The organism is Mycolicibacterium hippocampi (assembly GCF_010723735.1).
GTDB lineage: Bacteria > Actinomycetota > Actinomycetes > Mycobacteriales > Mycobacteriaceae > Mycobacterium > Mycobacterium hippocampi.
Genome location: NZ_BLLB01000002.1, coordinates 197,450 through 218,688, shown reverse-complemented (window position 1 = coordinate 218,688; position 21,239 = coordinate 197,450). Strand labels below are relative to the sequence as shown.

At 68.0% G+C, this 21,239-nt stretch carries 20 protein-coding genes; 7 read left to right on the top strand and 13 right to left on the bottom strand.

Annotated features, from left to right (window positions below; all coding sequences use genetic code 11):
- Nucleotides 1–25 precede the first annotated feature (25 nt).
- The 7 genes from leuA to glnT form a co-directional block, all read right to left on the bottom strand.
- Entirely contained in the window at nt 26–1,846 is a 1,821-nt protein-coding gene (gene leuA / locus G6N53_RS01950) for a 2-isopropylmalate synthase (RefSeq protein ID WP_163886645.1), read from the bottom strand.
- A 160-nt stretch (nt 1,847–2,006) separates the two neighbouring features.
- Nucleotides 2,007–2,678, bottom strand: coding sequence for a helix-turn-helix domain-containing protein (locus tag G6N53_RS01945; protein WP_163886643.1), 672 nt, complete (start codon nt 2,676–2,678; stop codon nt 2,007–2,009).
- Nucleotides 2,679–2,689: 11 nt separating this feature from the next.
- Nucleotides 2,690–3,895, bottom strand: a complete 1,206-nt coding sequence (locus G6N53_RS01940; protein ID WP_163886641.1) for an NAD(P)/FAD-dependent oxidoreductase — start codon at nt 3,893–3,895, stop codon at nt 2,690–2,692.
- On the bottom strand, nt 3,892–5,220 hold the full coding sequence (locus tag G6N53_RS01935; protein ID WP_163886640.1) for an FMN-binding glutamate synthase family protein: 1,329 nt from the start codon (nt 5,218–5,220) through the stop codon (nt 3,892–3,894). Before G6N53_RS01935 ends, G6N53_RS01940 begins: the two co-directional genes overlap by 4 nt.
- 10 nt (nt 5,221–5,230) lie before the next feature.
- Nucleotides 5,231–5,926 (bottom strand): GltB/FmdC/FwdC-like GXGXG domain-containing protein, encoded by a 696-nt coding sequence (locus G6N53_RS01930; protein WP_163886639.1) that lies wholly within the window; start codon nt 5,924–5,926, stop codon nt 5,231–5,233.
- A complete protein-coding gene (locus tag G6N53_RS01925; protein WP_163886638.1) occupies nt 5,914–6,822 on the bottom strand; it encodes a class II glutamine amidotransferase domain-containing protein in 909 nt (302 codons plus the stop codon). The genes G6N53_RS01930 and G6N53_RS01925 overlap by 13 nt, the downstream gene beginning before the upstream one ends.
- A gap of 25 nt (nt 6,823–6,847) precedes the next feature.
- The gene (gene glnT / locus G6N53_RS01920; protein WP_163895317.1) at nt 6,848–8,143 is read right to left on the bottom strand and encodes a type III glutamate--ammonia ligase; all 1,296 of its coding nucleotides are present in this window, start codon (nt 8,141–8,143) and stop codon (nt 6,848–6,850) included.
- A gap of 202 nt (nt 8,144–8,345) precedes the next feature.
- Between glnT and G6N53_RS01915 the strand changes: the two genes are divergently transcribed.
- Nucleotides 8,346–9,329, top strand: a complete 984-nt coding sequence (locus tag G6N53_RS01915; RefSeq protein WP_163886637.1) for a bile salt hydrolase — start codon at nt 8,346–8,348, stop codon at nt 9,327–9,329.
- On the opposite strand, the gene G6N53_RS01910 is transcribed toward G6N53_RS01915, so the two are convergent.
- From G6N53_RS01910 to G6N53_RS01895, 4 genes are read right to left on the bottom strand one after another with little or no spacing between them, the layout of a single operon-like run.
- A complete protein-coding gene (locus tag G6N53_RS01910; protein ID WP_163886636.1) occupies nt 9,330–9,947 on the bottom strand; it encodes a maleylpyruvate isomerase family mycothiol-dependent enzyme in 618 nt (205 codons plus the stop codon). It abuts the gene before it with no gap.
- Nucleotides 9,944–10,411 (bottom strand): SRPBCC family protein, encoded by a 468-nt coding sequence (locus G6N53_RS01905; protein WP_163886635.1) that lies wholly within the window; start codon nt 10,409–10,411, stop codon nt 9,944–9,946. Before G6N53_RS01905 ends, G6N53_RS01910 begins: the two co-directional genes overlap by 4 nt.
- Complete coding sequence (locus G6N53_RS01900) at nt 10,408–10,743, bottom strand: ArsR/SmtB family transcription factor (protein WP_163886634.1); 336 nt, start codon at nt 10,741–10,743, stop codon at nt 10,408–10,410. The genes G6N53_RS01905 and G6N53_RS01900 overlap by 4 nt, the downstream gene beginning before the upstream one ends.
- Nucleotides 10,744–10,760: 17 nt before the next feature.
- The gene (locus tag G6N53_RS01895; protein WP_163886633.1) at nt 10,761–11,339 is read right to left on the bottom strand and encodes a nitroreductase family protein; all 579 of its coding nucleotides are present in this window, start codon (nt 11,337–11,339) and stop codon (nt 10,761–10,763) included.
- 120 nt (nt 11,340–11,459) lie between these two features.
- Between G6N53_RS01895 and G6N53_RS01890 the strand changes: the two genes are divergently transcribed.
- The 6 genes from G6N53_RS01890 to G6N53_RS01865 all read left to right on the top strand — a co-directional run bounded on the left by G6N53_RS01890 (nt 11,460) and on the right by G6N53_RS01865 (nt 18,659).
- Nucleotides 11,460–12,725: an aspartate kinase gene (locus G6N53_RS01890; protein WP_163886632.1), complete on the top strand. Its 1,266-nt coding sequence runs from the start codon at nt 11,460–11,462 to the stop codon at nt 12,723–12,725.
- Between the two features lies 1 nt (nt 12,726).
- Nucleotides 12,727–13,761 carry an aspartate-semialdehyde dehydrogenase gene (locus G6N53_RS01885; RefSeq protein ID WP_163886631.1) on the top strand — a complete coding sequence of 345 codons (1,035 nt, stop codon included), beginning with the start codon at nt 12,727–12,729 and terminating at the stop codon, nt 13,759–13,761.
- A 5-nt stretch (nt 13,762–13,766) separates the two neighbouring features.
- Nucleotides 13,767–14,870 carry a DUF4185 domain-containing protein gene (locus G6N53_RS01880; RefSeq protein WP_163886630.1) on the top strand — a complete coding sequence of 368 codons (1,104 nt, stop codon included), beginning with the start codon at nt 13,767–13,769 and terminating at the stop codon, nt 14,868–14,870.
- 87 nt (nt 14,871–14,957) lie between these two features.
- Complete coding sequence (locus G6N53_RS01875) at nt 14,958–15,380, top strand: hypothetical protein (RefSeq protein ID WP_163886629.1); 423 nt, start codon at nt 14,958–14,960, stop codon at nt 15,378–15,380.
- A gap of 98 nt (nt 15,381–15,478) precedes the next feature.
- Nucleotides 15,479–16,924: a catalase gene (locus tag G6N53_RS01870; protein WP_163886628.1), complete on the top strand. Its 1,446-nt coding sequence runs from the start codon at nt 15,479–15,481 to the stop codon at nt 16,922–16,924.
- Between the two features lie 40 nt (nt 16,925–16,964).
- A complete protein-coding gene (locus tag G6N53_RS01865; RefSeq protein ID WP_163886627.1) occupies nt 16,965–18,659 on the top strand; it encodes a dihydroxyacetone kinase subunit DhaK in 1,695 nt (564 codons plus the stop codon).
- A gap of 21 nt (nt 18,660–18,680) precedes the next feature.
- On the opposite strand, the gene G6N53_RS01860 is transcribed toward G6N53_RS01865, so the two are convergent.
- Together G6N53_RS01860 and G6N53_RS01855 are read right to left on the bottom strand one after the other, a co-directional pair.
- The gene (locus G6N53_RS01860) at nt 18,681–20,099 is read right to left on the bottom strand and encodes an MCE family protein (RefSeq protein ID WP_163895315.1); all 1,419 of its coding nucleotides are present in this window, start codon (nt 20,097–20,099) and stop codon (nt 18,681–18,683) included.
- A gap of 10 nt (nt 20,100–20,109) precedes the next feature.
- The gene (locus tag G6N53_RS01855) at nt 20,110–21,192 is read right to left on the bottom strand and encodes an MCE family protein (RefSeq protein ID WP_163895311.1); all 1,083 of its coding nucleotides are present in this window, start codon (nt 21,190–21,192) and stop codon (nt 20,110–20,112) included.
- Nucleotides 21,193–21,239: the final 47 nt, after the last annotated feature.

The window sequence follows — 21,239 nt, the reverse complement described above, 5'->3', positions numbered from 1 at the left end:
CGCGCATTTCTTGCGCGAACGTCAGTTAACCACGCGCGGCGCGGTTCACGGCCGAGACGACAGCCCGCAGTGACGCGGTGGTGATGGAGGTTGCGATGCCGACGCCCCACACGGTTTTTCCGTCGATCGAGGCCTCGACGTAGGCCGCGGCCTTCGCCTCCTCGCCCGCCGACATCGCGTGCTCGGAGTAGTCCAGCACGTTGACGTCGTAGCCGACCGCCCCCAACGCATCACAGAACGCTGCCAGCGGACCGTTGCCGGCACCCACGATCTCGCGCTCGGTGCCGTCGATCTTGACGATCGCGGTGATGGTGTCGGTGCCCCCGTCGACCTCCGCGGCGTCGACCTTCTGGCGCATCCGCTCCAGCGGAGTGATCGGCGCCAGGTACTCGTCGTAGAACGCGTCCCACATCTCCTTGGGCGACACCTCGCCGCCCTCGCCGTCCGTGATCTGCTGAATGGCCTGAGAGAACTCGATCTGCAACCGCCGCGGCAGGGCCAGGCCGTGGTCGGCCTTCATGATGTAGGCGACGCCGCCCTTGCCGGACTGCGAGTTCACCCGGATGACGGCCTCGTAGGTGCGGCCGACGTCCTTGGGGTCGATGGGCAGGTAGGGGACCTGCCACAAGATGTCGTCGACATCGGAGTCCTGCTCGTCGGCCGAGACCTTCATCGCGTCCAGGCCCTTGTTGATGGCGTCCTGGTGGCTTCCGGAGAACGCGGTGTAGACCAGGTCGCCGCCGTAGGGATGGCGCTCGGCCACCGGCAGCTGGTTGCAGTACTCGACGGTGCGACGGATCTCGTCGATATTGGAGAAGTCGATCTGCGGGTCGACGCCGCGGGAGAACAGGTTCAGGCCCAGCGTCACCAGGCAGACATTGCCGGTGCGCTCGCCGTTGCCGAACAGGCAGCCCTCGATCCGGTCGGCGCCGGCTGCATAGCCCAGTTCTGCTGCGGCGACCGCGGTTCCGCGGTCGTTGTGCGGGTGCAGGCTCAAGATTATGGAGTCGCGTCGCGCCAGGTTGCGGCTCATCCACTCGATCGAGTCGGCGTAGACGTTGGGGGTGGCCATCTCCACGGTGGCGGGCAGGTTGACGATCAGCGGTACGTCCGGGGTCGGCTTGACGATGTCAGCGACGGCATTGCAGACCTCGACGGCGTACTCCAGCTCGGTACCGGTGTAGGACTCCGGGGAGTACTCGAAGCGCCACTTGGTGTCCGGGTACTTCGAGGCTTCCTCGACGCACAGCCGGGCGCCGTCGGTGGCGATCTTCTTGACGGCGTCACGGTCGGCGCGGAACACCACGCGGCGCTGCAGGATCGACGTCGAGTTGTAGAAGTGCACGATGGCCCGCGGTGCACCCTCACACGCCTGGAAGGTGCGCTCGATCAGCTCCGGGCGGCACTGGGTCAGCACCTGGATGGTGACGTCGTCGGGGATCGCGCCCTCGGTGATGATCTCGCGGACGAAGTCGAAGTCGGTCTGGCTGGCCGATGGGAAGCCGACCTCGATCTCCTTGTATCCCATCCGCACCAGCAGGTCGAACATCCGCCGCTTGCGGGCCGGGCTCATCGGGTCGATCAGCGCCTGGTTGCCGTCGCGCAGGTCCACCGCACACCACATCGGTGCGGTGCTGATCACCTTGTCGGGCCAGGTGCGGTCCGGCAGCCGGATGGCCTCCACTTCCTCGTCGAAGCTGCGGTAGCGGCTGACCGGCATCGACGATCCGCGCTGGGTGTTCCAGGCGGGCTGGCCGGGGTGGGGCGCACCCTCGGGGGTGCTGATGGTGCGAACCGAGGAATAGGCGTCGGCGGAGTTGAAGCTGGCGGACGAGAAGGTGGTCATGATCTGTGCTCCGGAGGGTGTCGAGGGATTTCAGACCGGCGCGTCGCCAAACACCCGCGACGGGAAGCCAGTCTGGATCAGACCCCGTCGCGGCGTCCGAGAAGGAGCACCCGCTGCACGCGAGCCACTCTACTCCGGTGAGCGTGGATGCCAAAACCCGTCAGACCTGGGAGTCGGGGAACGCGATGACCGACAGGAACCGGATCGGCAGCGACACCAGGTCGATCGGCCCGTGGGCGCCCTCACCGTCGATCTGCAACGAGTCACCCGGGTGCAGCCGGTACACCGAACGGCTGTGGCTGTAGTCCATGACGCCCTCGAGCATGTAGATGAACTCGGTGCCGGGGTGCTGGAACAGCGGGTAGGTCCGGCTCTTCTCCGACAGCGTGACGTGCAGGCACTCCAGGCGTTTGTGCTCGCCGCGCAGCGAGCCCAGCAGCTGGTACTCGTGGCCCTCCTTGGTGCCGTTGCGCACGATCGCAGCCCCGGTGCCGGCCTTGACGAACGCGGCGGGCCGCTCCATGTCGGCACCGCGGAACAGGCTGGTCACGGGCACGTCGAAGCCTTTGGCCAGCAGCGCCAGTGTGGACAGACTGCAGGAGGTCTGGGCGTTCTCGATCTTGCTCATCATCGCCTTGGAGATGCCGATGCGAGCGGCAGTCTCGGCGACCGTGAGCCCCTGCTGCAGGCGCAGTTGGCGCACGTTGTGCCCGATCGCGGCCTCGATCTCGAGTTCTTCGACCGGTTCGGCCGGATCCCGGTCGCGGGCGGTGCCGGATTTGTTGCGGAGCAGCGGCACGTGATCGTCGGCGTGAGAGTCAGGCGGGGCCACAAGTGTCCTGTCTAGCGCATCTGTCCCGCCCCGACGTAGGGGAAGGGGGTCTTGAGCGGCTCACCTTCGGCGAAACGCCCGAACCGGAAGTCCGAATCCGGGATGCGCGGATCGCTGCTGTGACCGTCGACCACGATGTCGGCGACGAGCCTGCCGACGGCCGGCGCGATCTTGAAGCCGTGGCCGCTGAACCCGGCGGCGATCACCAACCCGTCCAGCGGGGCCTTGGAGATGATCGGGTTCCAGTCCGGTGTGACGTCGTAGCACCCGGCGTAGCTGCTGGAGATGGCCGCGTCGGCGAAGCCGGGAAACCGGGTGCCGACCTTGTCGACGGTGACGTCGACGAACTCGTCGGTGGCGCGGTTGAGGTAGCCGTCGGGATCGGCCGGCACGATCGCGTCGTATCCGGGCAGGTCGCTGTTGCCGAACAGGATGTCGCCGCCGACCTCGGCGCGGACGTACTGCAGTGACACCAGGTCGGAGAAGACCGGTACCGGACCCGTCGTCACGCCGGGGTCGATCATCACGATCTGCTCGCGGATCACCCGAATCGGAACGTCGATGTCGTACCGCTCGAGCAGCGGCCGCGTCCAGACCCCGGTGGCGACGACGACGGTGCCCGCGCAGATCGACGAACCGTCGGCCAACTGCACGCCGGTGACCCGGTCACCGTCGACGAGCAGGCCGGTGACCGCGCAGCCCTGGTGGATCCGGACCCCGGCAGCGCGCGCCGACGCCGCGAACGCCTGCGCGGTCTGGTAGCCGTCGCCGTAACCGCCGCGCGGCTCCCAGCCGAACGCGGCGAACGGGGTCAGGTCCGCGAACGGCCACAGCCGCGCCACCTCGGCGTGGTCGATCTCCTCGGTCTGAACCCCGACGGAGCGCTGCGCCGCCAGGCTCTTGCGCAGCGAGTCGACGTTGGGCTCACCGACCCCGACGACGTAGCCGGTCTGGCGGAACCCGATGTCGGTGGCGTGCTCTCCCAGGAAGTCCGCGGGCCGCTCGAACACCTCGAGCCCGTCGGCGGCCATCGCGGCCAGCGAGCTGACGCCGTAGTGACACCGCACGATGCCGCTGGACTTGCCGGTCATCCCGGCCCCGACCGTGTTGCGTTCGGCGACAACAACATCGGTGACGCCGCGGGCGCCGAGAGCCCACGCCGCGGCGGCGCCTTCGATGCCGCCGCCGACGATGACCACGTCCGCGGTGCTGTTCATGTGCCCGGTATCCAGTCGGTGCCGGCAAGCGGAACCCGGGCCATCGCCGCAGCCTCGATGCTGACCGCGACGAGGTCGTCGGGCTCGAGGTGGCACACGTGCGACTTGCCGCACGCCCTGGCGATGGTCTGGGCCTCCATCGTCAGCACCCGCAGGTAGTTCGCCAGCCGGTGGCCCCCGGCGACCGGGTCGAACCGGGCCGAGAGTTCGGGATCCTGCGTGCTGATCCCCGCGGGGTCGTTGCCGTCCTGGTAGTCGTCGTAGAAGCCCGCTGCGCTGCCGATCTTCTGGTACTCGGCGGCGTAGCGGGGGTGGTTGTCACCGAGGGCGATCAGCGCCGCGGTGCCGATGGCGACGGCATCGGCGCCCAGGGCGAGCGCCTTGGCGACGTCGGCGCCGTTGCGGATGCCACCGGAGACGATGAGTTGGACTCTTCTGTGAACACCCAGTTCCTGCAGCGCCTGCACGGCCTGCGGGATCGCCGCGAGCGTCGGGATTCCGACGTGCTCGATGAAGACGTCCTGGGTCGCCGCCGTGCCGCCCTGCATCCCGTCGACCACCACCACGTCTGCGCCGGCGTGCACCGCGAGCTTGACGTCGTAGTACGTGCGGGTGGCGCCGACCTTGACGTAGACCGGCTTGCACCAGTCGGTGATCTCCCGCAGTTCGTTGATCTTGATGGTCAGGTCGTCGGGTCCGGTCCAGTCCGGGTGTCGGCACGCCGACCGCTGATCGATGCCCTGCGGCAGAGTGCGCATGCCCGCAACCCGTTCGGAGATCTTCTGGCCCAGCAACATCCCGCCACCTCCGGGCTTGGCGCCCTGGCCGAGGACGATCTCGATGGCGTCGGCCTTGCGCAGGTCGTCGGGGTTCATCCCGTAGCGCGACGGCAGGTACTGGTAGACGAGGTGCTTGCTCTGGCCTCGTTCCTCGGGGGTCATCCCGCCGTCGCCCGTCGTGGTAGAGGTGCCGACCTCGCTGGCTCCGCGGCCGAGCGCCTCCTTGGCGGGCCCGGACAGCGCGCCGAAGCTCATCCCGGCGATGGTGACCGGGATATCCAGGTGCAGCGGACTTTTGGCGAAGCGGTCGCCGAGAACGACGTCGGTGGCGCACCGTTCGCGGTAGCCCTCGAGCGGGTAACGGGACATGGAGGCGCCGAGGAACAACAGGTCGTCGAAATGAGGAAGGGGCCTCTTGGCGCCCCAGCCGCGGATGTCGTAGATGCCGGTCTCGGCCGCCCGCTGGATCGCCGCGATCGTGGCCCGGTCAAACGTCGCGGACTCGCGCAGGCCGAGGCGGGCGCGGTCGTCGCTGGTGTAGGTCATCGGATCCGTCCTAGTACGCGGCGGCGTTGTCGACGTGGAAGTGATACAACGACCGCGCCGACCCGTAGCGGGTGTAGGCGGCTGTGTCGTCGTCGTCGAAACCTGCTGCCTTCAAGAGTTGTTCGAGCTCGCGGTGGTGCTCGGGGCGCATCGGCTTGGGCACGCAGTCGGCGCCGAGGGAGGCGACGTCACCGCGGACGTAGAGCCGTGCCTCGTAGATCGAGTCACCCAGTGCCTCGCCCGCGTCACCTCGGATCACCAGGCGTCCGGCCTGTGCCATGAATGCGCTCATGTGGCCGACATCGCCGCCGACGACGATGTCGACGCCCTTCATCGAGATCCCGCACCGCGCAGCGGCACTGCCCTCGATGACGAGCAACCCGCCGTGTGCGGTCGCGCCTGCCGACTGCGAGGCGTTGCCTTTCACCCACACCGAGCCGCTCATCATGTTCTCGGCGACTCCGGTGCCGGCGTTGCCGTTGACGATCACCTCGGCACGCTTGTTCATCCCGGCCGCGTAGTAGCCGACGTGTCCGTCGATCGTCACCTTGATCGGCGCGTCCAGGCCGACGGCGACGTTGTGTGCCCCTGCCGGGTTCCCGATGACGAACTCCCCGGCCAGGTCGGGTGCATGCAGTGCCGCGTTGACGTCGCGCAGTCCGGTGACGCCCAGGTCGAAGGCCGTGATGCCGATCACCTGCTCCATGCGTAGACGACCTCTGGTTCGGGTTCCCAGATCCGGGCTCTGCCGACGCCGGGAAGTGCTGCCAGGGCGCGGTATTCGCTGCCCATCGCCACCCAGTCGTCGGTTTCGGCGATGACCGCCGGTTTGCAGGCGATGGCATCGCGCACCACGGCGAACGAGTCGCGGTTGGAGACCAGCAACGTGTAGAAGCCGTCAAAGGTGGCGCACAGGGTTTTCAGCGCCGTCTCGATGTCACGGCCCGCGGCGAGTTGTTCGGCGATGAACCGGGCGCCCACCTCGGTGTCGTTCTCGCTGTCGAAATGCACTCCTGTCGAGCGGAGTTCGCGACGGATCGTGGCGTGGTTGGCGAAGGAGCCGTTGTGCACCAGGCATTGCCCGGGTCCGACCGCGTAGGGGTGGCAGCCCGACGGGGTCACGGCCGACTCGGTGGCCATCCGGGTGTGGCCGACCCCTTGCCAGCCCTGCGCCTTCTCCAGTCCCCACCCCTCGGTGAGCGTCCGCGGATGTCCCACGCCCTTGAGAACGGCCATGTCCGAACCGAACCCGGCGATCAGCGCCCGCGGGTAGGCCGACCGGACCGCGGCGAGCAGCGCCCCGGAGTCGGTGTCGGCGGACAGCAGGTAGCTGCTCTGCACCGCGACACCGTCGACGTCGCTGCCGAGAGCGGCGCCGACCGAGGACCGCACCCGGGCGATGTCCTCGGTGTCACCGGTGCCGGTGTCGACCATCGAGACGCATCCCTCGCCGGGTGGCGACCAGGTCGGATCTCCGTAGACGGCGACCCCGGCGGAGTCGCTGCCGCGGTCCCCCATCTCGCACAGCATCCCGGTGAGCAGCTCCCCGAGCTGGGGGTAGAGCTCAGGGGTGCGCAGGTGCAAACCCACGATCCCGCACATTCGTGTCGTTCCCTTCGTTCCCGGCTCAGAATGCCGTCAGGTAGTTGTCGATCTCCCATGGGCTGACGGCGCTGTGGTAGGCGAAGAACTCTTCGCGCTTGACGGTGGCGAAGTAGCCGGAGACACCCTCCCCGGCGGCGTCGAGCACCCCGGTCACCACCGCGTCGCCTTCGAAGTCCTCCACGGCGTGCAGCAGCGTGGGCGGCAGCGCCCTGGTGCTGACACCGCCGCCGACCGCACCCGGATCGGTGCTGCGCTTGATGCCGTCCATCCCGGCGCCGAGGGCGGCCGCGATGGCCAGGTACGGGTTGGCGGCACCATCGCCGCCGCGCAGTTCGACCCGGTCGCCGTCGGGGACCCGGATGTAGTGCGTCCGGTCGTTGCCCCCGTAGGTGGGCAGCCGCGGCGCCCACGACGCCCCGGACGCGGTGGAGGTGGCGCCGGTCCGCTTGTAGGAGTTGACGGTCGGGGCGATGACCGCCTGCAGCGCGCAGGCGTGTTCGAGGATGCCGCCGATGAACCCGTAGGCGGTGTCGGACAGCCCGAGGCCACGGTCGTCCGGCTCGCCCGACCCGACCGGGAAGACCGGGGAACCCCCGCTGGTCAGCGACAGGTGCAGGTGCAGCCCGCTGCCGGTCTTGTCGGTGAACGGCTTCGGCATGAAGGTGGCGACCATCCCACGCTCGGCGGCGATCATCGACAACAGATAGCGCAACGTGACCACGCGGTCGGCGGTGGTCAGCGCCTCGGCGAACTTGAAGTTCTGCTCGAACTGGCCGTTGCCGTCCTCGTGGTCGTTGGCGTAGTTGGACCAGCCGAGCTGGTTCATCGCGGTCGACACCGCGGTGAGGTGGTCGTACATCCGGGTCACCCCGCGCGCGTCGTAACACGGTTGGGCGGCGGTGTCGGCCGAGTCGGCGACCGACACGGCGCCGTCGTCGCCGCGACGCAGCAGGAAGTACTCGACCTCCGCGCCGACCCACGGTTCGAACCCGGCGTCGGCGCACTGTTCGACCAGCGAGCGCAGGATGACCCGCGGCGCGTACGGCCACGGTTGGCCGTTGACATGCGGGTCACAGTGCACGATCGCGAGGCCGTCCTTGATGAACGGGATCGGCGTGAACGACGCCGGGTCGGGGATGGCCATCAGGTCGGGGTCCTTGGGCTCCTGGCCCATCGCGCCGACCGCATAACCGGCGAAGCCGACGCCCTCGGTGGACAGCATCTCGACGGCCTCGACCGGGACCAGCTTGGCGCAGGGTTTCCCGCGCAGGTCCACGAACAGCGCCAGGATGAACTTCGTTCCGGACTTCTCGGCCATGGTGGCCAGATCGGGCGTCGCGGGGTTCACGGGAATCACCTCTGTCTCTTATCGGGAATCAAAGTATCACGGAGTGAAACAGCGCGCAGCGCGGGCGGCCCCGCCTGTCCGGTCTCTGCACAGACAGTCAGTCGTCGGTGTTACGGGCGCGGTCGCGCGTCGTTTCGGGGCGGTAACCACCGGGGCGGATACGGTGCAACGCGTGTGTACACGCGTGGTCTACCTCGGGACAGGCGATCGGGTCGTCACCGGCCGCTCCATGGACTGGAGCGTCGAGATCGGCACGAACCTGTGGGCGTTCCCACGGGGCGTGCAGCGGACCGGCGAGGCCGGCCCGGACTCGGCGGAGTGGACGTCGAAGTACGGCAGCGTGGTGGCCAGCGGCTACGACATCTCCACGACCGACGGCGTCAACGAGGCGGGTCTGGTCACCAACCTGCTGTGGCTGGCGGAATCGCAGTACCCTACCAACACCGGCGACCGGCCCGCGGTGTCGCTGGCCCTGTGGGCGCAGTACCTGCTCGACAACTTCGCCACGGTGGGCGAGGCCGTCACGGCGCTCAACGCCACACCGCTGCGGGTGGTGACCGCGGAGGTGCCCGGCCAGGAGCGCCTGGCCACCGTGCACCTGGCGCTGTCGGATGCCGGTGGCGACAGCGCCATCATCGAGTACATCGACGGCGAGCAGGTGATCCACCACGGCCGCCAGTACCAGGTGATGACGAATTCACCGATCTTCGACAAGCAACTCGCGATCACCGAGTACTGGGACGAGATCGGCGGCACCGTGATGCTGCCCGGCACCAACCGGGCCGCCGACCGGTTCGTGCGGGCGTCGTTCTACGTCAACGCCGTGCCCAAGACGGCCGACCCGCTGCTGGCGGCGGCCGCGGTGTTCAGTGTGATGCGCAACGTGTCGGTGCCGTTCGGGATCACGACGCCCGACCAGCCCAACATCTCCTCGACCCGGTGGCGCACGGTCGTCGACCACGCGTCGCTGCGCTACTTCTTCGAGTCCGCGCTCTCACCCAACACTTTCTGGGTGGAGCTGAAGAACCTCGACTTCTCCGAGGGAGCGCCGACGCTGCGGTTGAGCCTGGGCGAGGGGGAGAAGACCATCTACGCCGGTGACGCCAGCGGGCAGTTCGAACCGGCCGAACCGTTCAGGTTCCTGGCCGCGCAGTAGTCAGAGCCGGGTGGCGAGGATGGCGTGCCCGGCGCCGGTCAGCTCGCCCAGCACGGCGGGCCGTCCCGCCATCGCCATCAGCAGAGCCTCACCCGTCCCCACGACCTCGGGTCCTCGGCCGTGTGCCCAGTCCACGTCGTCGGCGCACAACCGCAGTCCTCTGATCCGCCACGGCACCCCCAGTCTCGGGTTGGCCGGCATGAACCCGAGCACCCGGCGCAGCCGATCGGGCGGGATCCAGCGCGGCAAGGCCAGGGGGCGGCGGATGTCCTGGTGGTGGATGGTCGCGTCGACCAGCGCGATCATCCCGCCGAAGCCGGCCGTCAAGCCGCGCGGGTGCAGGTGGTCTTCCAGGAAGGCGACGAGCTGCTGCGGCGTGAGTGCGGCGTATTCGTCGACACCGACCTGGTTGGCGTGAAGGATCCGGCCCTTCGCGAACCGCATCAGTAGACCCCTCGCACCGAGGTCTTCGTAGCTGATCATGTGCGCGACCACGTGCCGGACACTCCAGCCGGCGCACAGGCTGGCCGCTTCCCACTGTTGCGGACTCAGGGTCTGCAGGAACTCGGCGAGCTCGCGGCGCTCGGCACGGGCCATGTCCATCAGCGCGGCGCTCATCGGCCGGCCAGCAGCTCTTCGTACCGCCGCAGGTACAGCGGCCATCCGCCGTCGCCGGCCACCCCGTCGGCCACCGACTGCCAGCCCGGCCCGTGTCGGTCGAGGTGGCGGTGCTCGAGTTCGACGCGGGTGCGGGTCGCGGACTCGGCGATGAACCGCACTTCCACTTCGCTCGTCCTGGCCGGATCGGGTTCGACCTGCCAGGACGGACCGATGTCCCAGCTGAACACCACCCGCGACGGCGGCTCGAAGACCAGGATCCGAGACCATTCGCAGCGGCTGCCGTCGCTGCCGACGTCGTAGATGCGCCCGCCCACCTCCGGCTCGAAAACCGTCTCGACGATGGGGACGGCGAGCAGGTTGTGTTCGCGTGGCTTGAAGTCCCCGAACCGCGCGGTGAACACCGTGAACGCCCGCTCGACGGGCGCGTCGACGACGATCTGGTGCCGAATGCTCTCGGTCACAAGGCCTCCTCGGGGTGGTCTGCTGAGTCCTCGACTGCCTGCTTGAAGCCGGCGAGCGCCTGTGCCCAGTAGCGGTCGAGGTCGGCGCGCAGCGCCGCGATGCCGCCGGGGTCCAGTTGGTAGACGCGCCGTGTCCCGGTCGCGCGGTCGGTGACCAGGCCCGCACATTTGAGCACCTTGAGGTGCTGGGACACCGCGGGCCGGCTGACGGGCAGATCGCGGGCCAGCTCACCGACCGCGCAGGGGGCCTGTGCGAGCCGCTCGACGATGGCGCGCCGGGTGCCGTCGGCAAGCGCGTGCCACGGATCCCCCGGGGCTTGGTAAGTGTCCACTAACGGTAAGTTACCACTTACCAGTTGAGGACGACCTCGTTCAGCGGGAGACGTTCGCGCGGCCGCCGGTCGCGTTCGGCGATCTCCGGGTCCACCTCGGAGTAGTCGCCCAGCCTGCCGACCGCGATAACCACCAGTGGCGTGAGCCCGTCGGGCAGCCCGAACGCGTCGATCGCCTGCTCCGGGTAGAAGCCGGCCATGGGATGCACGATCAATCCCCGCGCAACCGCCTCGATCGACAGGTTGGCCATCGCGGCCCCGGCGTCGACCGCGGAGTACCGGGCGGTCTTGGAATCCTCGCCTTCGTCTGCGCACAGCAGGATCAACGCTGCGGCGACCTTGGCGTAGCTGTTCCCGCGCCTGAGGAACCCCGCGACGGTGGTGAACACCTCGTCGCCGCGACGTCCGACGACGAACCGCACGGGCTGACGTCCGCCCCAGGTGGGAGCCCAGCGGGCCGCCTCCAGCAGCGCTCTCAGATCGCCGTCGGACAGCTCGTCGTCAGGGTCGAACGCGCGCGGACTCCACCGCGCCGCGATGGGCGGATGGACCGGGACCGAGGTGTCGGCAGACCGGTCCGAAGGGGCGTCGGGCACGCTCGCGACGCTACCGGCGGGATAAACCGGATGCGCGCAACCTTTATCCTTTACGGGATCCCCTGGTTCCCCGAAGTGGGTCGAAACGGTTTTCGCAACGCTTGTTGAAAGGTTTGAGTAGTGGCGCTCGTCGTACAGAAGTACGGCGGATCCTCGGTGTCCGACGCCGAGCGCATCCGCCGTGTGGCCGAGCGCATCGTCGAGACCAAGAAGGCGGGCAACGACGTCGTCGTGGTCGTCTCGGCGATGGGCGACAGCACCGACGAACTCCTCGACCTCGCCAAACAGGTGTGCCCGGCGCCGCCGGCCCGCGAGCTCGACATGCTGCTGACAGCCGGTGAGCGGATCTCCAACGCGCTTGTGGCGATGGCGATCGAGTCGCTCGGTGCGCAGGCCCGCTCGTTCACCGGCTCGCAGGCCGGAGTGATCACCACCGGGACCCACGGCAACGCCAAGATCATCGACGTCACCCCGGGCCGGCTGCGGCAGGCACTCGACGACGGCCAGATCGTGCTGGTCGCCGGGTTCCAGGGCGTGAGCCAGGACACCAAGGACGTCACCACGCTGGGTCGCGGCGGGTCGGACACCACCGCGGTGGCCGTGGCGGCGGCGCTGAACGCCGACGTGTGCGAGATCTACACCGACGTCGACGGGATCTTCACCGCCGACCCGCGCATCGTCCCCGATGCCCGGCGCCTGGACACCGTCTCCTTCGAGGAGATGCTGGAGATGGCCGCCGCGGGCGCCAAGGTGCTGATGCTGCGCTGCGTGGAGTACGCCCGCCGATACAACCTGCCCATCCACGTGCGGTCGTCGTATACCGACAGGCCCGGCACGCTCGTCAAAGGATCGATGGAGGACATCCCCATGGAAGACGCCATCCTGACCGGAGTCGCGCACGACCGCGGCGAAGCCAAAGTGACGGTCGTCGGGCTGCCCGACGTGCCGGGCTACGCCGCCCAGGTGTTCCGCGCGGTCGCCGACACCGACGTGAACATCGACATGGTGCTGCAGAACATCTCGAAGGTCGAGGACGGCAAGACCGACATCACGTTCACGTGCTCGCGGGAGAGCGGGCCCGGCGCCGTCGAGAAGCTGGTCTCGCTGCAGAACGAGATCGGGTTCACCCGGGTGCTCTACGACGACCACATCGGCAAGGTCTCGCTGATCGGCGCGGGCATGCGGTCGCACCCCGGCGTGACGGCGACCTTCTGTGAGGCGCTCGCCGAGGCGGGCATCAACATCGACCTGATCTCCACCTCCGAGATCCGGATCTCGGTGCTGATCAAGGACACCGAACTCGACCGGGCCGTCGCCGCGCTGCACGAGGCATTCGGTCTCGGCGGTGACGAGGAAGCGGTCGTGTACGCGGGGACGGGGCGCTGAGATGGTGAGCATCGGAGTAGTCGGAGCCACCGGCCAGGTCGGTCAGGTGATGCGGAAGCTGTTGGTCGAGCGCGACTTCCCGGCCACCGAGGTGAGGTTCTTCGCGTCGGCGCGTTCGGCGGGAAAGAAGCTGGAGTTCCGCGGCCAGGAGATCGAGGTCGAGGACTCCGAGACCGCTGATCCTTCGGGCTTGGACATCGCGCTGTTCTCCGCCGGTGCGACGATGTCGCGGGTGCAGGCGCCGCGGTTCGCCGCCGCGGGTGCGGTGGTGGTCGACAACTCCTCGGCGTGGCGCAAGGATCCCGATGTCCCGCTGGTGGTCTCCGAGGTCAACTTTGCGCGCGATGCCCACAACCGCCCCAAGGGCATCATCGCCAACCCGAACTGCACCACCATGGCGGCGATGCCGGTCCTGATGCCGCTGCACTCCGAGGCCGGACTGGTACGGCTGATCGTGTCCAGCTATCAGGCGGTGTCGGGCAGCGGCCTGGCCGGCGTTGAAGAACTTGCCGGCCAGGCGCGGGCGGTCATCGACGGCGCCGAGGAACTCGTGCACGACGGCGGCGCGGTGGATTTCCCGGCGCCGAACAAGTACGTCGCGCCGATCGCGTTCAACGTCGTGCCGCTGGCCGGTGCACTGGTCGACGACGGGTCCGGCGAGACGGACGAGGATCAGAAATTGCGCAACGAGAGTCGCAAGATCCTCGGCATCCCGGAGCTGGCCGTTTCCGGAACCTGTGTGCGGGTGCCGGTCTTCACTGGGCACTCGCTGTCGATCAACGCCGAGTTCTCCGAACCGTTGTCGGTGGAGCGGGCCACCGAGATCCTGGCCGCAGCGCCGGGGGTGACGCTGGTGGACGTGCCGACGCCGCTGGCCGCCGCCGGAGCGGACGAGTCCCTGGTCGGCCGGATCCGGCAGGATCCCGGTGTGGCGGACGGCCGCGGGCTTGCGCTGTTCGTCTCGGGTGACAACCTGCGCAAGGGCGCGGCGCTGAACACCATCCAAATCGCAGAGTTGCTCGCGGCCCAGCTGTAACTCCATTGCGCCGGAACGGTATTCCAGCAGGGCTTTTGGCGGCTTTTCTCGCGTGGAATACAGTTCCGGCGGCGAGCGCGACGCCCATTGAGCTGCCTCCGTTGCTACCTGGACAGGTCACCCGCATCGGTCCGGCGGCGGGTACGGGCACGCCGACAGGGGAGTACGGCATCGGCGCGACCGACCTGTGCGAATTCATGCAGTTCCCGGAGCAGATCCTGCAGGTGTGCGGCGACAGCTTCCGCGGCCAGGGCGTGGGCTTCGGCGGTTGGTTCTCACCGATCGCCCTGCACGTGAAAGACGATTCCCTCGACGACCCGGGTGGGGTGCGCTACGACGGGGTGACCGGAATCGAACGCCCGTTGCTGGCCGACCCGACACCGCCGGGGGCCTCGCAGTTGCCTGCGGGAGTCGTCGAGATCAACCGGGAGAACTACCTGCTGGTCACCACCACCGAGAACCTCCGACCGCAGAGTTCGAAGCTGGTGAAAGCTGTTGCGGGGCAGGGAGAGTGGGCCACCATCCCGGGATCGATTCGCGACGCCGAGCACGCGGACGGGCGCCAGTCCCAGATCAGCGGCTATTACGACCCGATCCCCACCCCCGACTCCGAGCGCGGCTGGGTCTACATCGTGGCCAACAACTTCGACCGCAGCGGTCCGGTGGTGCTCTACCGGGTCACGCCGCAGTCCTTCACCGACCGCGCCTCGTGGCAGGGATGGTCGGATGCCCTGGGCTGGGGGTTCGAGCCGACGCCGCTGTGGCGGGATGCGGTGGGCGAGATGAGCGTGCGCCAGATCGACGGCAGAACCGTGCTCTCGTACTTCAACGCCAGCACCGGGAACATGGAGATGCGGGTGGCCAACGCTCCGACGGGGCTGGGCGCCGCACCCGTGACGACGGTGGTGTTCGCCGCGGAATGGCCCGACCCGGCCGAGGTTCTACCGCCGCCGGAGGTCAACCGGCTGGCGCAGCCGTACGGCGGCTACATCTCCCCGGGGTCGACGCTGGATGCGGTGCGGGTTTTTGTCAGCCAGTGGAACACCACCCCACGCGGCGGCACCCCGTACCGGGTCATCCAGTTCGCGGTGAACCCGGTCAAGCCCTAGTCGGGGCCCCCGGGCCACCTGCAGCCTCATAGCGGATTCACAGCTGGCACCTAACTGGTACCGGGCATCGCGGCGCACCATCGATGCATGAGCAATCCGACGCCACCCCCCGAGAACCCCGAGCCCGCCACCGGTCCGGTGCTGACCCCGTCGCAGACGGACGGGCCGCCACCCCCGGTGCCGCCGCAACCGGTCTACGCACAGGAATCCAATCGGCTCAACAAGGCTGCCGCGTGGGTCGGCGTCGTGGCCGGATCGGTGATCATCGTCGCGGTCATCTTCGGCACCGGCTTTTTTGTCGGCAAAGAGGTCGGCGAAGGGTCCCGCGGCCACGACCGGGGCCATCACATGATGGTCCGGCCGGCGATGCCGATGTCCCCGATGGGACCGAACGGCCAGTTCGAACGTGGCCCCGGCTCTGCAGGACCGTTCGGTCCCGGCGGCCCGATGACCCAGATGCCGCGGTCGCCGGGCGGCTCGGACGACACTCCTGGCCCCGCCCGACCCTGAGCAGAACTCCTCGGATGGATCGCGGGGCTTTCGGGTACACCGGCCAGAGGACGGCGGCTCAGCCCGGACGCCGCCGCGTCCCCGAGGAGAAAATGCATATGACTGACAAGTACACGACCAACGATGCCGGTGCGCCCATCCCCAGCGTCGAGCATTCGTTGACAGTCGGCCCGGACGGCCCGATCCTGCTCCAGGACCACTACCTGATCGAGCAGATGGCCAACTTCAACCGGGAACGTATTCCGGAGCGTCAACCCCACGCCAAGGGCGGTGGCGCGTTCGGCCAGTTCGAGGTGACCCAGGACGTCAGCGCCTACACGAAGGCCGCGTTCCTGCAGCCCGGCGTCAAGACCGAGATGGTCGCGCGGTTCTCCACCGTTGCCGGTGAGCGCGGCAGTCCAGACACCTGGCGTGACCCTCGCGGCTTCTCGCTGAAGTTCTACACCAGCGACGGCAACTTCGACATGGTCGGCAACAACACGCCGGTGTTCTTCGTCCGCGACCCGATGAAGTTCCAGAACTTCATCCGCAGCCAGAAGCGGATGGCGGCGAACAACCTACGCGACCACAACATGCAGTGGGACTTCTGGACGCTGTCGCCGGAATCGGCGCACCAGGTCACGTGGCTGATGGGTGACCGTGGCATCCCGAAGACGTGGCGCCACATGAACGGCTACTCCAGCCACACCTACAGCTGGCTCAACGACGCCGGGGAGATGTTCTGGGTCAAGTACCACTTCAAGACCGACCAGGGCATCGACTTCCTGACCCAGGAAGACGCGGATCGGCTGGCCGGCGAGGACGCCGATTACCACCAGCGCGATCTGTACGACTCGATCGAGGAGGGCAACTTCCCGAGTTGGACCCTGCACGTGCAGATCATGCCGTTCGAGGACGCCAAGACCTACCGGTTCAACCCCTTCGACCTGACCAAGGTGTGGCCGCACAGCGACTACCCGCTGCACGAGGTCGGCAAGATGACGCTGAACCGCAACGTCGTCGACTACCACGCCCAGATCGAGCAGGCCGCGTTCGAACCCAACAACATCGTCCCGGGCACCGGGTTGAGTCCGGACAAGATGCTGCTGGCCCGCGGGTTCTCCTACGCCGACGCCCACCGCGCCCGGCTCGGGGTGAACTACAAGCAGATCCCGGTCAACGAACCGCACACCGAGGTCCGCGCCTACAGCAAGGACGGTGCGATGCGGATCCGCAATGCGCCTGATCCGGTGTACACGCCGAACTCGATGGGCGGGCCGGAGGCCGACGCCAAGCGGGCCTCGGAAGTGCACTGGACTTCCGACGGCGACATGGTCCGCACTGCCTACGCGCTACGCGCCGAGGACGACGACTGGGGCCAGGCCGGCACCATGGTTCGCGAGGTCCTCGACGACGAAGCGCGGGAACGGTTGGCGCACAACATCATCGGACACGTATCCGACGGGGTCAAGGAACCGGTGCTGTCGCGGGTGTTCGAGTACTGGCGCAACGTCGACCCCGATCTCGGCAAGAAGGTCGAGGAAGGTGTGCGCAACGGCGGCTGACCAAGAGCGTGACGCAACCGAATCTCGTGGAAGGCCGACAATGACAAAGCTGTTCATCGCCGAGAGATCGGCGCGGGTGAGTTCTGCACTCGCGGGAGCGGCGATGATCGCCGGGGAGTCCATAAGGTTCTGTGCCGATCCGGCCTACGTGTGGAACGCCGAGCCCGATCCGAAGCGGCGTGTCGCACTGGTCAGCGGTGGCGGCGCGGGCCACGAACCGATGCACGCCGGCTTCGTCGGGACGGGCGGCCTCGACGCCGCCTGCCCCGGCGAGATCTTCACGTCGCCGTTCAACGGGCAGATCTACGCGGCCTGCGCGAAGGTCGCTCTCGCCGAAGGTGTTCTGCAGATCGTGAAGAACTACACGGGTGATGTGCTGAACTTCTCGATCGCCGCAGAGCGACTGCGGTCTGAGGGCATCCCCGTCGAGCAGGTACTCGTCGACGAGGACTGGGGTTCACGGGAAGCCGGCGACGTGGGCAGGCGGGGCACCGCGGCGACGGTGGTGGTCGAAAAGGTTCTCGGCGCGGCCGCGGATGCGGGACTGGGTCTCGAGGAACTCGCCGCTCTGGGGCGTTCCCTGGTCGCGGGATCCCGGACCATCGCGGTGGCTGCAGAGGCGCACCGCAACCCGGACGCCGGCGACCGTGCGTTCGACGTACCGGACGGTGAGCTGGAATACGGCGTGGGCATCCACGGCGAGCCTGCGCGCGAGCGGATTCCGGCCTCCGATCTACCCACGCTGGTGGACCGGATGCTCGACGAGCTCGTTGCAGACATGGCGGTGCCCGACGGCGTCGTGGTGCTGGTTAACGGACTCGGCGGTATCGGGCACCTGGAGCTTCTGCACGTCGCCGACGCGGTCGGTCAGTCCCTGGCGGGTCGTGAGATCCAGATCCAGAGCATGGTCGCCGGTGCCTACTGCACCGCGCTGGACATGCGGGGACTCAGCCTCACGTTGGTGGCGGCCGGCCCCAGCTGGTTGGACTACTGGCTCGCCGACCACGACACTGCCGCTCTCCCGACGCCGCGTGCGTTCTCTGTCGTCGCCGGTCAGTCCACCCCGGCTGCGAACCAGGAGACGAGCACCTCACCGTCGCCGTGGTTGGCGGGCCTGGCCGAGCGCGTCGAACAGCGCCGGTCTCGGTTCAACGCGCTCGACCAGGTAGCGGGTGACGGTGATTTCGGGGACAACCTCGCAGCGGGGGTGTCCAAGGCGGTTGCCCGCAGTGGGCCCGACGGCGACCTCGGCTCGGACACAGGACATCTGGCGTCGGCGTACCTCGATGACGTCGGAGGGTCCAGCGGGCCGCTGCTGGGTCTGGTGTTCGGCGCACTGGCGGCACGTATCGACGGTGCTGCTGCCGCCGACCTGCCCGCGGCGTTGCTCGCCGGGTTTTCCGATGCCCTCACCGCTGTGCAACGTGCCGGCGGTGCGCAGCGCGGTGATCGCACACTCGTCGACACTCTCGCGGGCATCATGGACGACACCGCCTCGCGGGACCAGGAGGTGCTCGACGAAGCGGCGCTCAGGTCGGCGATAGCTGCCGCGGAGCGCACTCGGGACATGACCGCTCGTCGAGGCCGCGCCGCGTATGTGGGTGACCGGGTCCTCGGATCGCCCGATCCCGGCGCCGTGGCGATCGCCTGGCTGGCGGCCGAGCTGTGGGACGCGGCGACGGGGTCACCGTCAGGGCTCGGCGAATCAGCAGATGCGTTGTTGCCGAACCCGTAGAGCCGTCGGCGGATCGGCTTCTCATCGGCTCGGCGGAATGAGCAGCGACTGCCACGTCTTGTGCTGCTCGGCGGCGGGCGCCAAATCCGACTGGGTGTACCGCTTGCCGTCGGGCCCGATGTATGAACCTGTGGCGGGGTCATAGGGGACGACCGACACCGGTGCTGTGGGTGTGGGGGGTAGCTGCGGGATGTCCTGGCCGGACAGAGTGGCGTTCGGATCACCCTTCCAGTTGAAGCCGTCGTTGAGCGGAACGTAGTCCTCCTCGCTGTCGCACATCGCCGCCGTGGGTGCGCGTTTGCCCGGCTTGGCGGCGCAGGGGATGTTCCGAACACCGCGCACATTGAACGGCGAGTCCTGGGGCACCCGGCAATACATGTTGCCTGCCGGCCGGTCCGGTGTGTCCACCGCGGCGGGCGGTCGCACCTGTTGGGGTGGCAGATAGCCGGTCAGGCACGGCGGCGGCAGGTTCAGATTCAACGCGAGGTTCATGTTCAGCCCCGCGAGCGGACTGCCGATGTCGGCCTCGGCCACCGCAGTGCCTTGCAGCACCTGCACAGCCATCGGGAGCAACACCAGCAGCTGCTCGAGACCGGCGTGGTACTTGATCAGGACAGGGGCAGTGGTCGCGAGGTTCGCCAGAACTACCGGCAGTGTCGGCTGCAGTCGGTTCAGCAGCGCGCGACTCTGGTCGAAGGCCGCTGGACCCTCCTCCAGAATGCCCGCGAAATCATCGTCGTTGCTTTGCAACTGGTTGGTGATCGTGGCCAGATTCGCGGCCCATTCGCGGACCGCGCCCGCGGTGTCGGTCTGGGTGTCGAGCACGGCGGCCGAGTTGTCGACCAGATTGGTCAAGTCGTCGAGGTGGCGGCGCGCGTCGGAGGCCAGCGCGGTCGATCCCTTGACGATCCGTGCGATCTCCGGTCCGAGTCCACCGAAGGCGACGTAGGACTCGTCGATCACTGTTCGCAGGTTGTCTTCGGGAACTGCCTGCAGGCCGCGGTTGGTCGCGTCCAGTAGCGAGTTGATGTCCGGAGGTACCGAGCCGTCGGCGATGACGTTGCCGTTTTCCAGCGGCGGCGAGGTGTTGTTGCGTGGCAACAGATCCACGTACTGCTCTCCGAGAGCGGTCTGGCTGTGGACCTCGGCGGTGAGATCTGACGGTATCGGGATGCTCGACTTGAGCGACAGTTCCGCCCGGACACCGCGGTCGTTGAGCCGGATGGCCGTCACCTGGCCGACTTTGGTGCCGCGATAGGTGACATTGGCCTGCGGGTACAGTCCGCCGGCGCTGGGAAGGTCGAGACCGACCTGGTATCTGCCGACGCCGAACAACAGCTCCGGCATCCGCATGTAGCCCACTGTCATCACGACAGTGGACACGGCCGTGATGGCGGACAGGATCACCAGACGGATCAGGGTTCGCCTGGTGACGTGCAGTGCCGGCATGTCAACGCCCCTGATCGAGTCGATAGGGCGCCACCAACGGGTTCCCCGCGGTGTACGGGCTGGGGATCTGGCCGATGGTGCGGCCCCATTGCAGCTCCAACTCGGTGAGGTCGCCTTCCCAGCGGGTGCCGGTGAACAGGGCATTGTCCAGTCGGCTCAGCGTGAGGTCGAAGATCAGCACGCTGTTCGCGTAGTCACCGCGCATCCACTTGTGCAGACCCTCCTTGTACCAGGGGTAGGTGGACAGAACGCTCAGCGAACGTGTCAGCGCCTGGCCCGAGTCGGCCAGCGACTGGGCGACGGGACCAAGCTGTTGCAGTTCCACGACTACGGCGTCTTCGGTCTTGCGCACCGAGTCCGCCGACAGGGCACTCAATTTGCCGAGGGTGTCGAACGCGTCGACAAGGTGCTGCCGCTGGTCCTTCAGAACTGCCAGCGCATCCGGGATGACCTCGATCGCCCTGTCGAGCACGGGTTTCTGGTCGGCGATCTGGGCTGCGAGTCCGTTCATGCTCTTGGTGGCGGCGATGATGTCATCGATCTGGTCGTTGAGGTGGCCGATGAACACGCCGAGCTGCTCGATCAGGCTGCGAAGGTCGTTCTCGCGCCCGTTGAACGCAGTGCTCAACGCCTGGGTGATCTCCTGCACCTGGCCGATCCCCCCGCCGTTGAACAGCATTGCGAGTGCGGCGAGAGTCCTCTCGATGGTCGGGTAGGAACCCGAGGATGACAGTGGGATCATCGAGCCGTCGCGCAGGCTTCCGTGCGGAGCGACCGCGTTGGGCGCTGACAGCTCGATGTGACGGGTGCCGAACACGCTGGTCTGGCCGACGGTGGCAGTGGCGTTGGCGGGCAATCGGACATCGCCCTCGACCGTCATCGTGACCAGTGCGTGCCAACTCTGCCGTTGGATGTCGGTGACCGTTCCGACGGTGACATCGCCGACCCGCACCCGCGAATTGCGCTCGACGTTGGCGACATCGGGCAGTTGCGCCTGGATCGTGTATGCCCCGGGACCCCGGCCTTCGGTACCCGGCAACGGCAAGGAGTTGACGCCCTGCCAGCCGCAGGAGGTCAACGCCATCGCGGTCGCGGCCCCGGCGACCGCGGTGCCGAGGGCGACCCGCCTGG

Excerpts from the sequence above, each read along its gene's own strand:
- glnT (WP_163895317.1), bottom strand. The coding sequence starts at position 8,143 with ATGGCCGAGAAGTCCGGAACGAAGTTCATCCTGGCGCTGTTCGTGGAC.
- G6N53_RS01935 (WP_163886640.1), bottom strand. The coding sequence starts at position 5,220 with ATGACCTACACCAGCGACGACCGCGCCCGCCTCGGCCTGCGCGAGTCC.
- G6N53_RS01910 (WP_163886636.1), bottom strand. The coding sequence starts at position 9,947 with ATGAGCGCCGCGCTGATGGACATGGCCCGTGCCGAGCGCCGCGAGCTC.
- leuA (WP_163886645.1), bottom strand. The coding sequence starts at position 1,846 with ATGACCACCTTCTCGTCCGCCAGCTTCAACTCCGCCGACGCCTATTCC.
- G6N53_RS01865 (WP_163886627.1), top strand. The coding sequence starts at position 16,965 with ATGACAAAGCTGTTCATCGCCGAGAGATCGGCGCGGGTGAGTTCTGCA.
- G6N53_RS01885 (WP_163886631.1), top strand. The coding sequence starts at position 12,727 with ATGGTGAGCATCGGAGTAGTCGGAGCCACCGGCCAGGTCGGTCAGGTG.
- G6N53_RS01855 (WP_163895311.1), bottom strand. The coding sequence starts at position 21,192 with ATGGCGTTGACCTCCTGCGGCTGGCAGGGCGTCAACTCCTTGCCGTTG.
- G6N53_RS01940 (WP_163886641.1), bottom strand. The coding sequence starts at position 3,895 with ATGAACAGCACCGCGGACGTGGTCATCGTCGGCGGCGGCATCGAAGGC.
- G6N53_RS01930 (WP_163886639.1), bottom strand. The coding sequence starts at position 5,926 with ATGGAGCAGGTGATCGGCATCACGGCCTTCGACCTGGGCGTCACCGGA.
- G6N53_RS01870 (WP_163886628.1), top strand. The coding sequence starts at position 15,479 with ATGACTGACAAGTACACGACCAACGATGCCGGTGCGCCCATCCCCAGC.
- G6N53_RS01875 (WP_163886629.1), top strand. The coding sequence starts at position 14,958 with ATGAGCAATCCGACGCCACCCCCCGAGAACCCCGAGCCCGCCACCGGT.
- G6N53_RS01925 (WP_163886638.1), bottom strand. The coding sequence starts at position 6,822 with ATGTGCGGGATCGTGGGTTTGCACCTGCGCACCCCTGAGCTCTACCCC.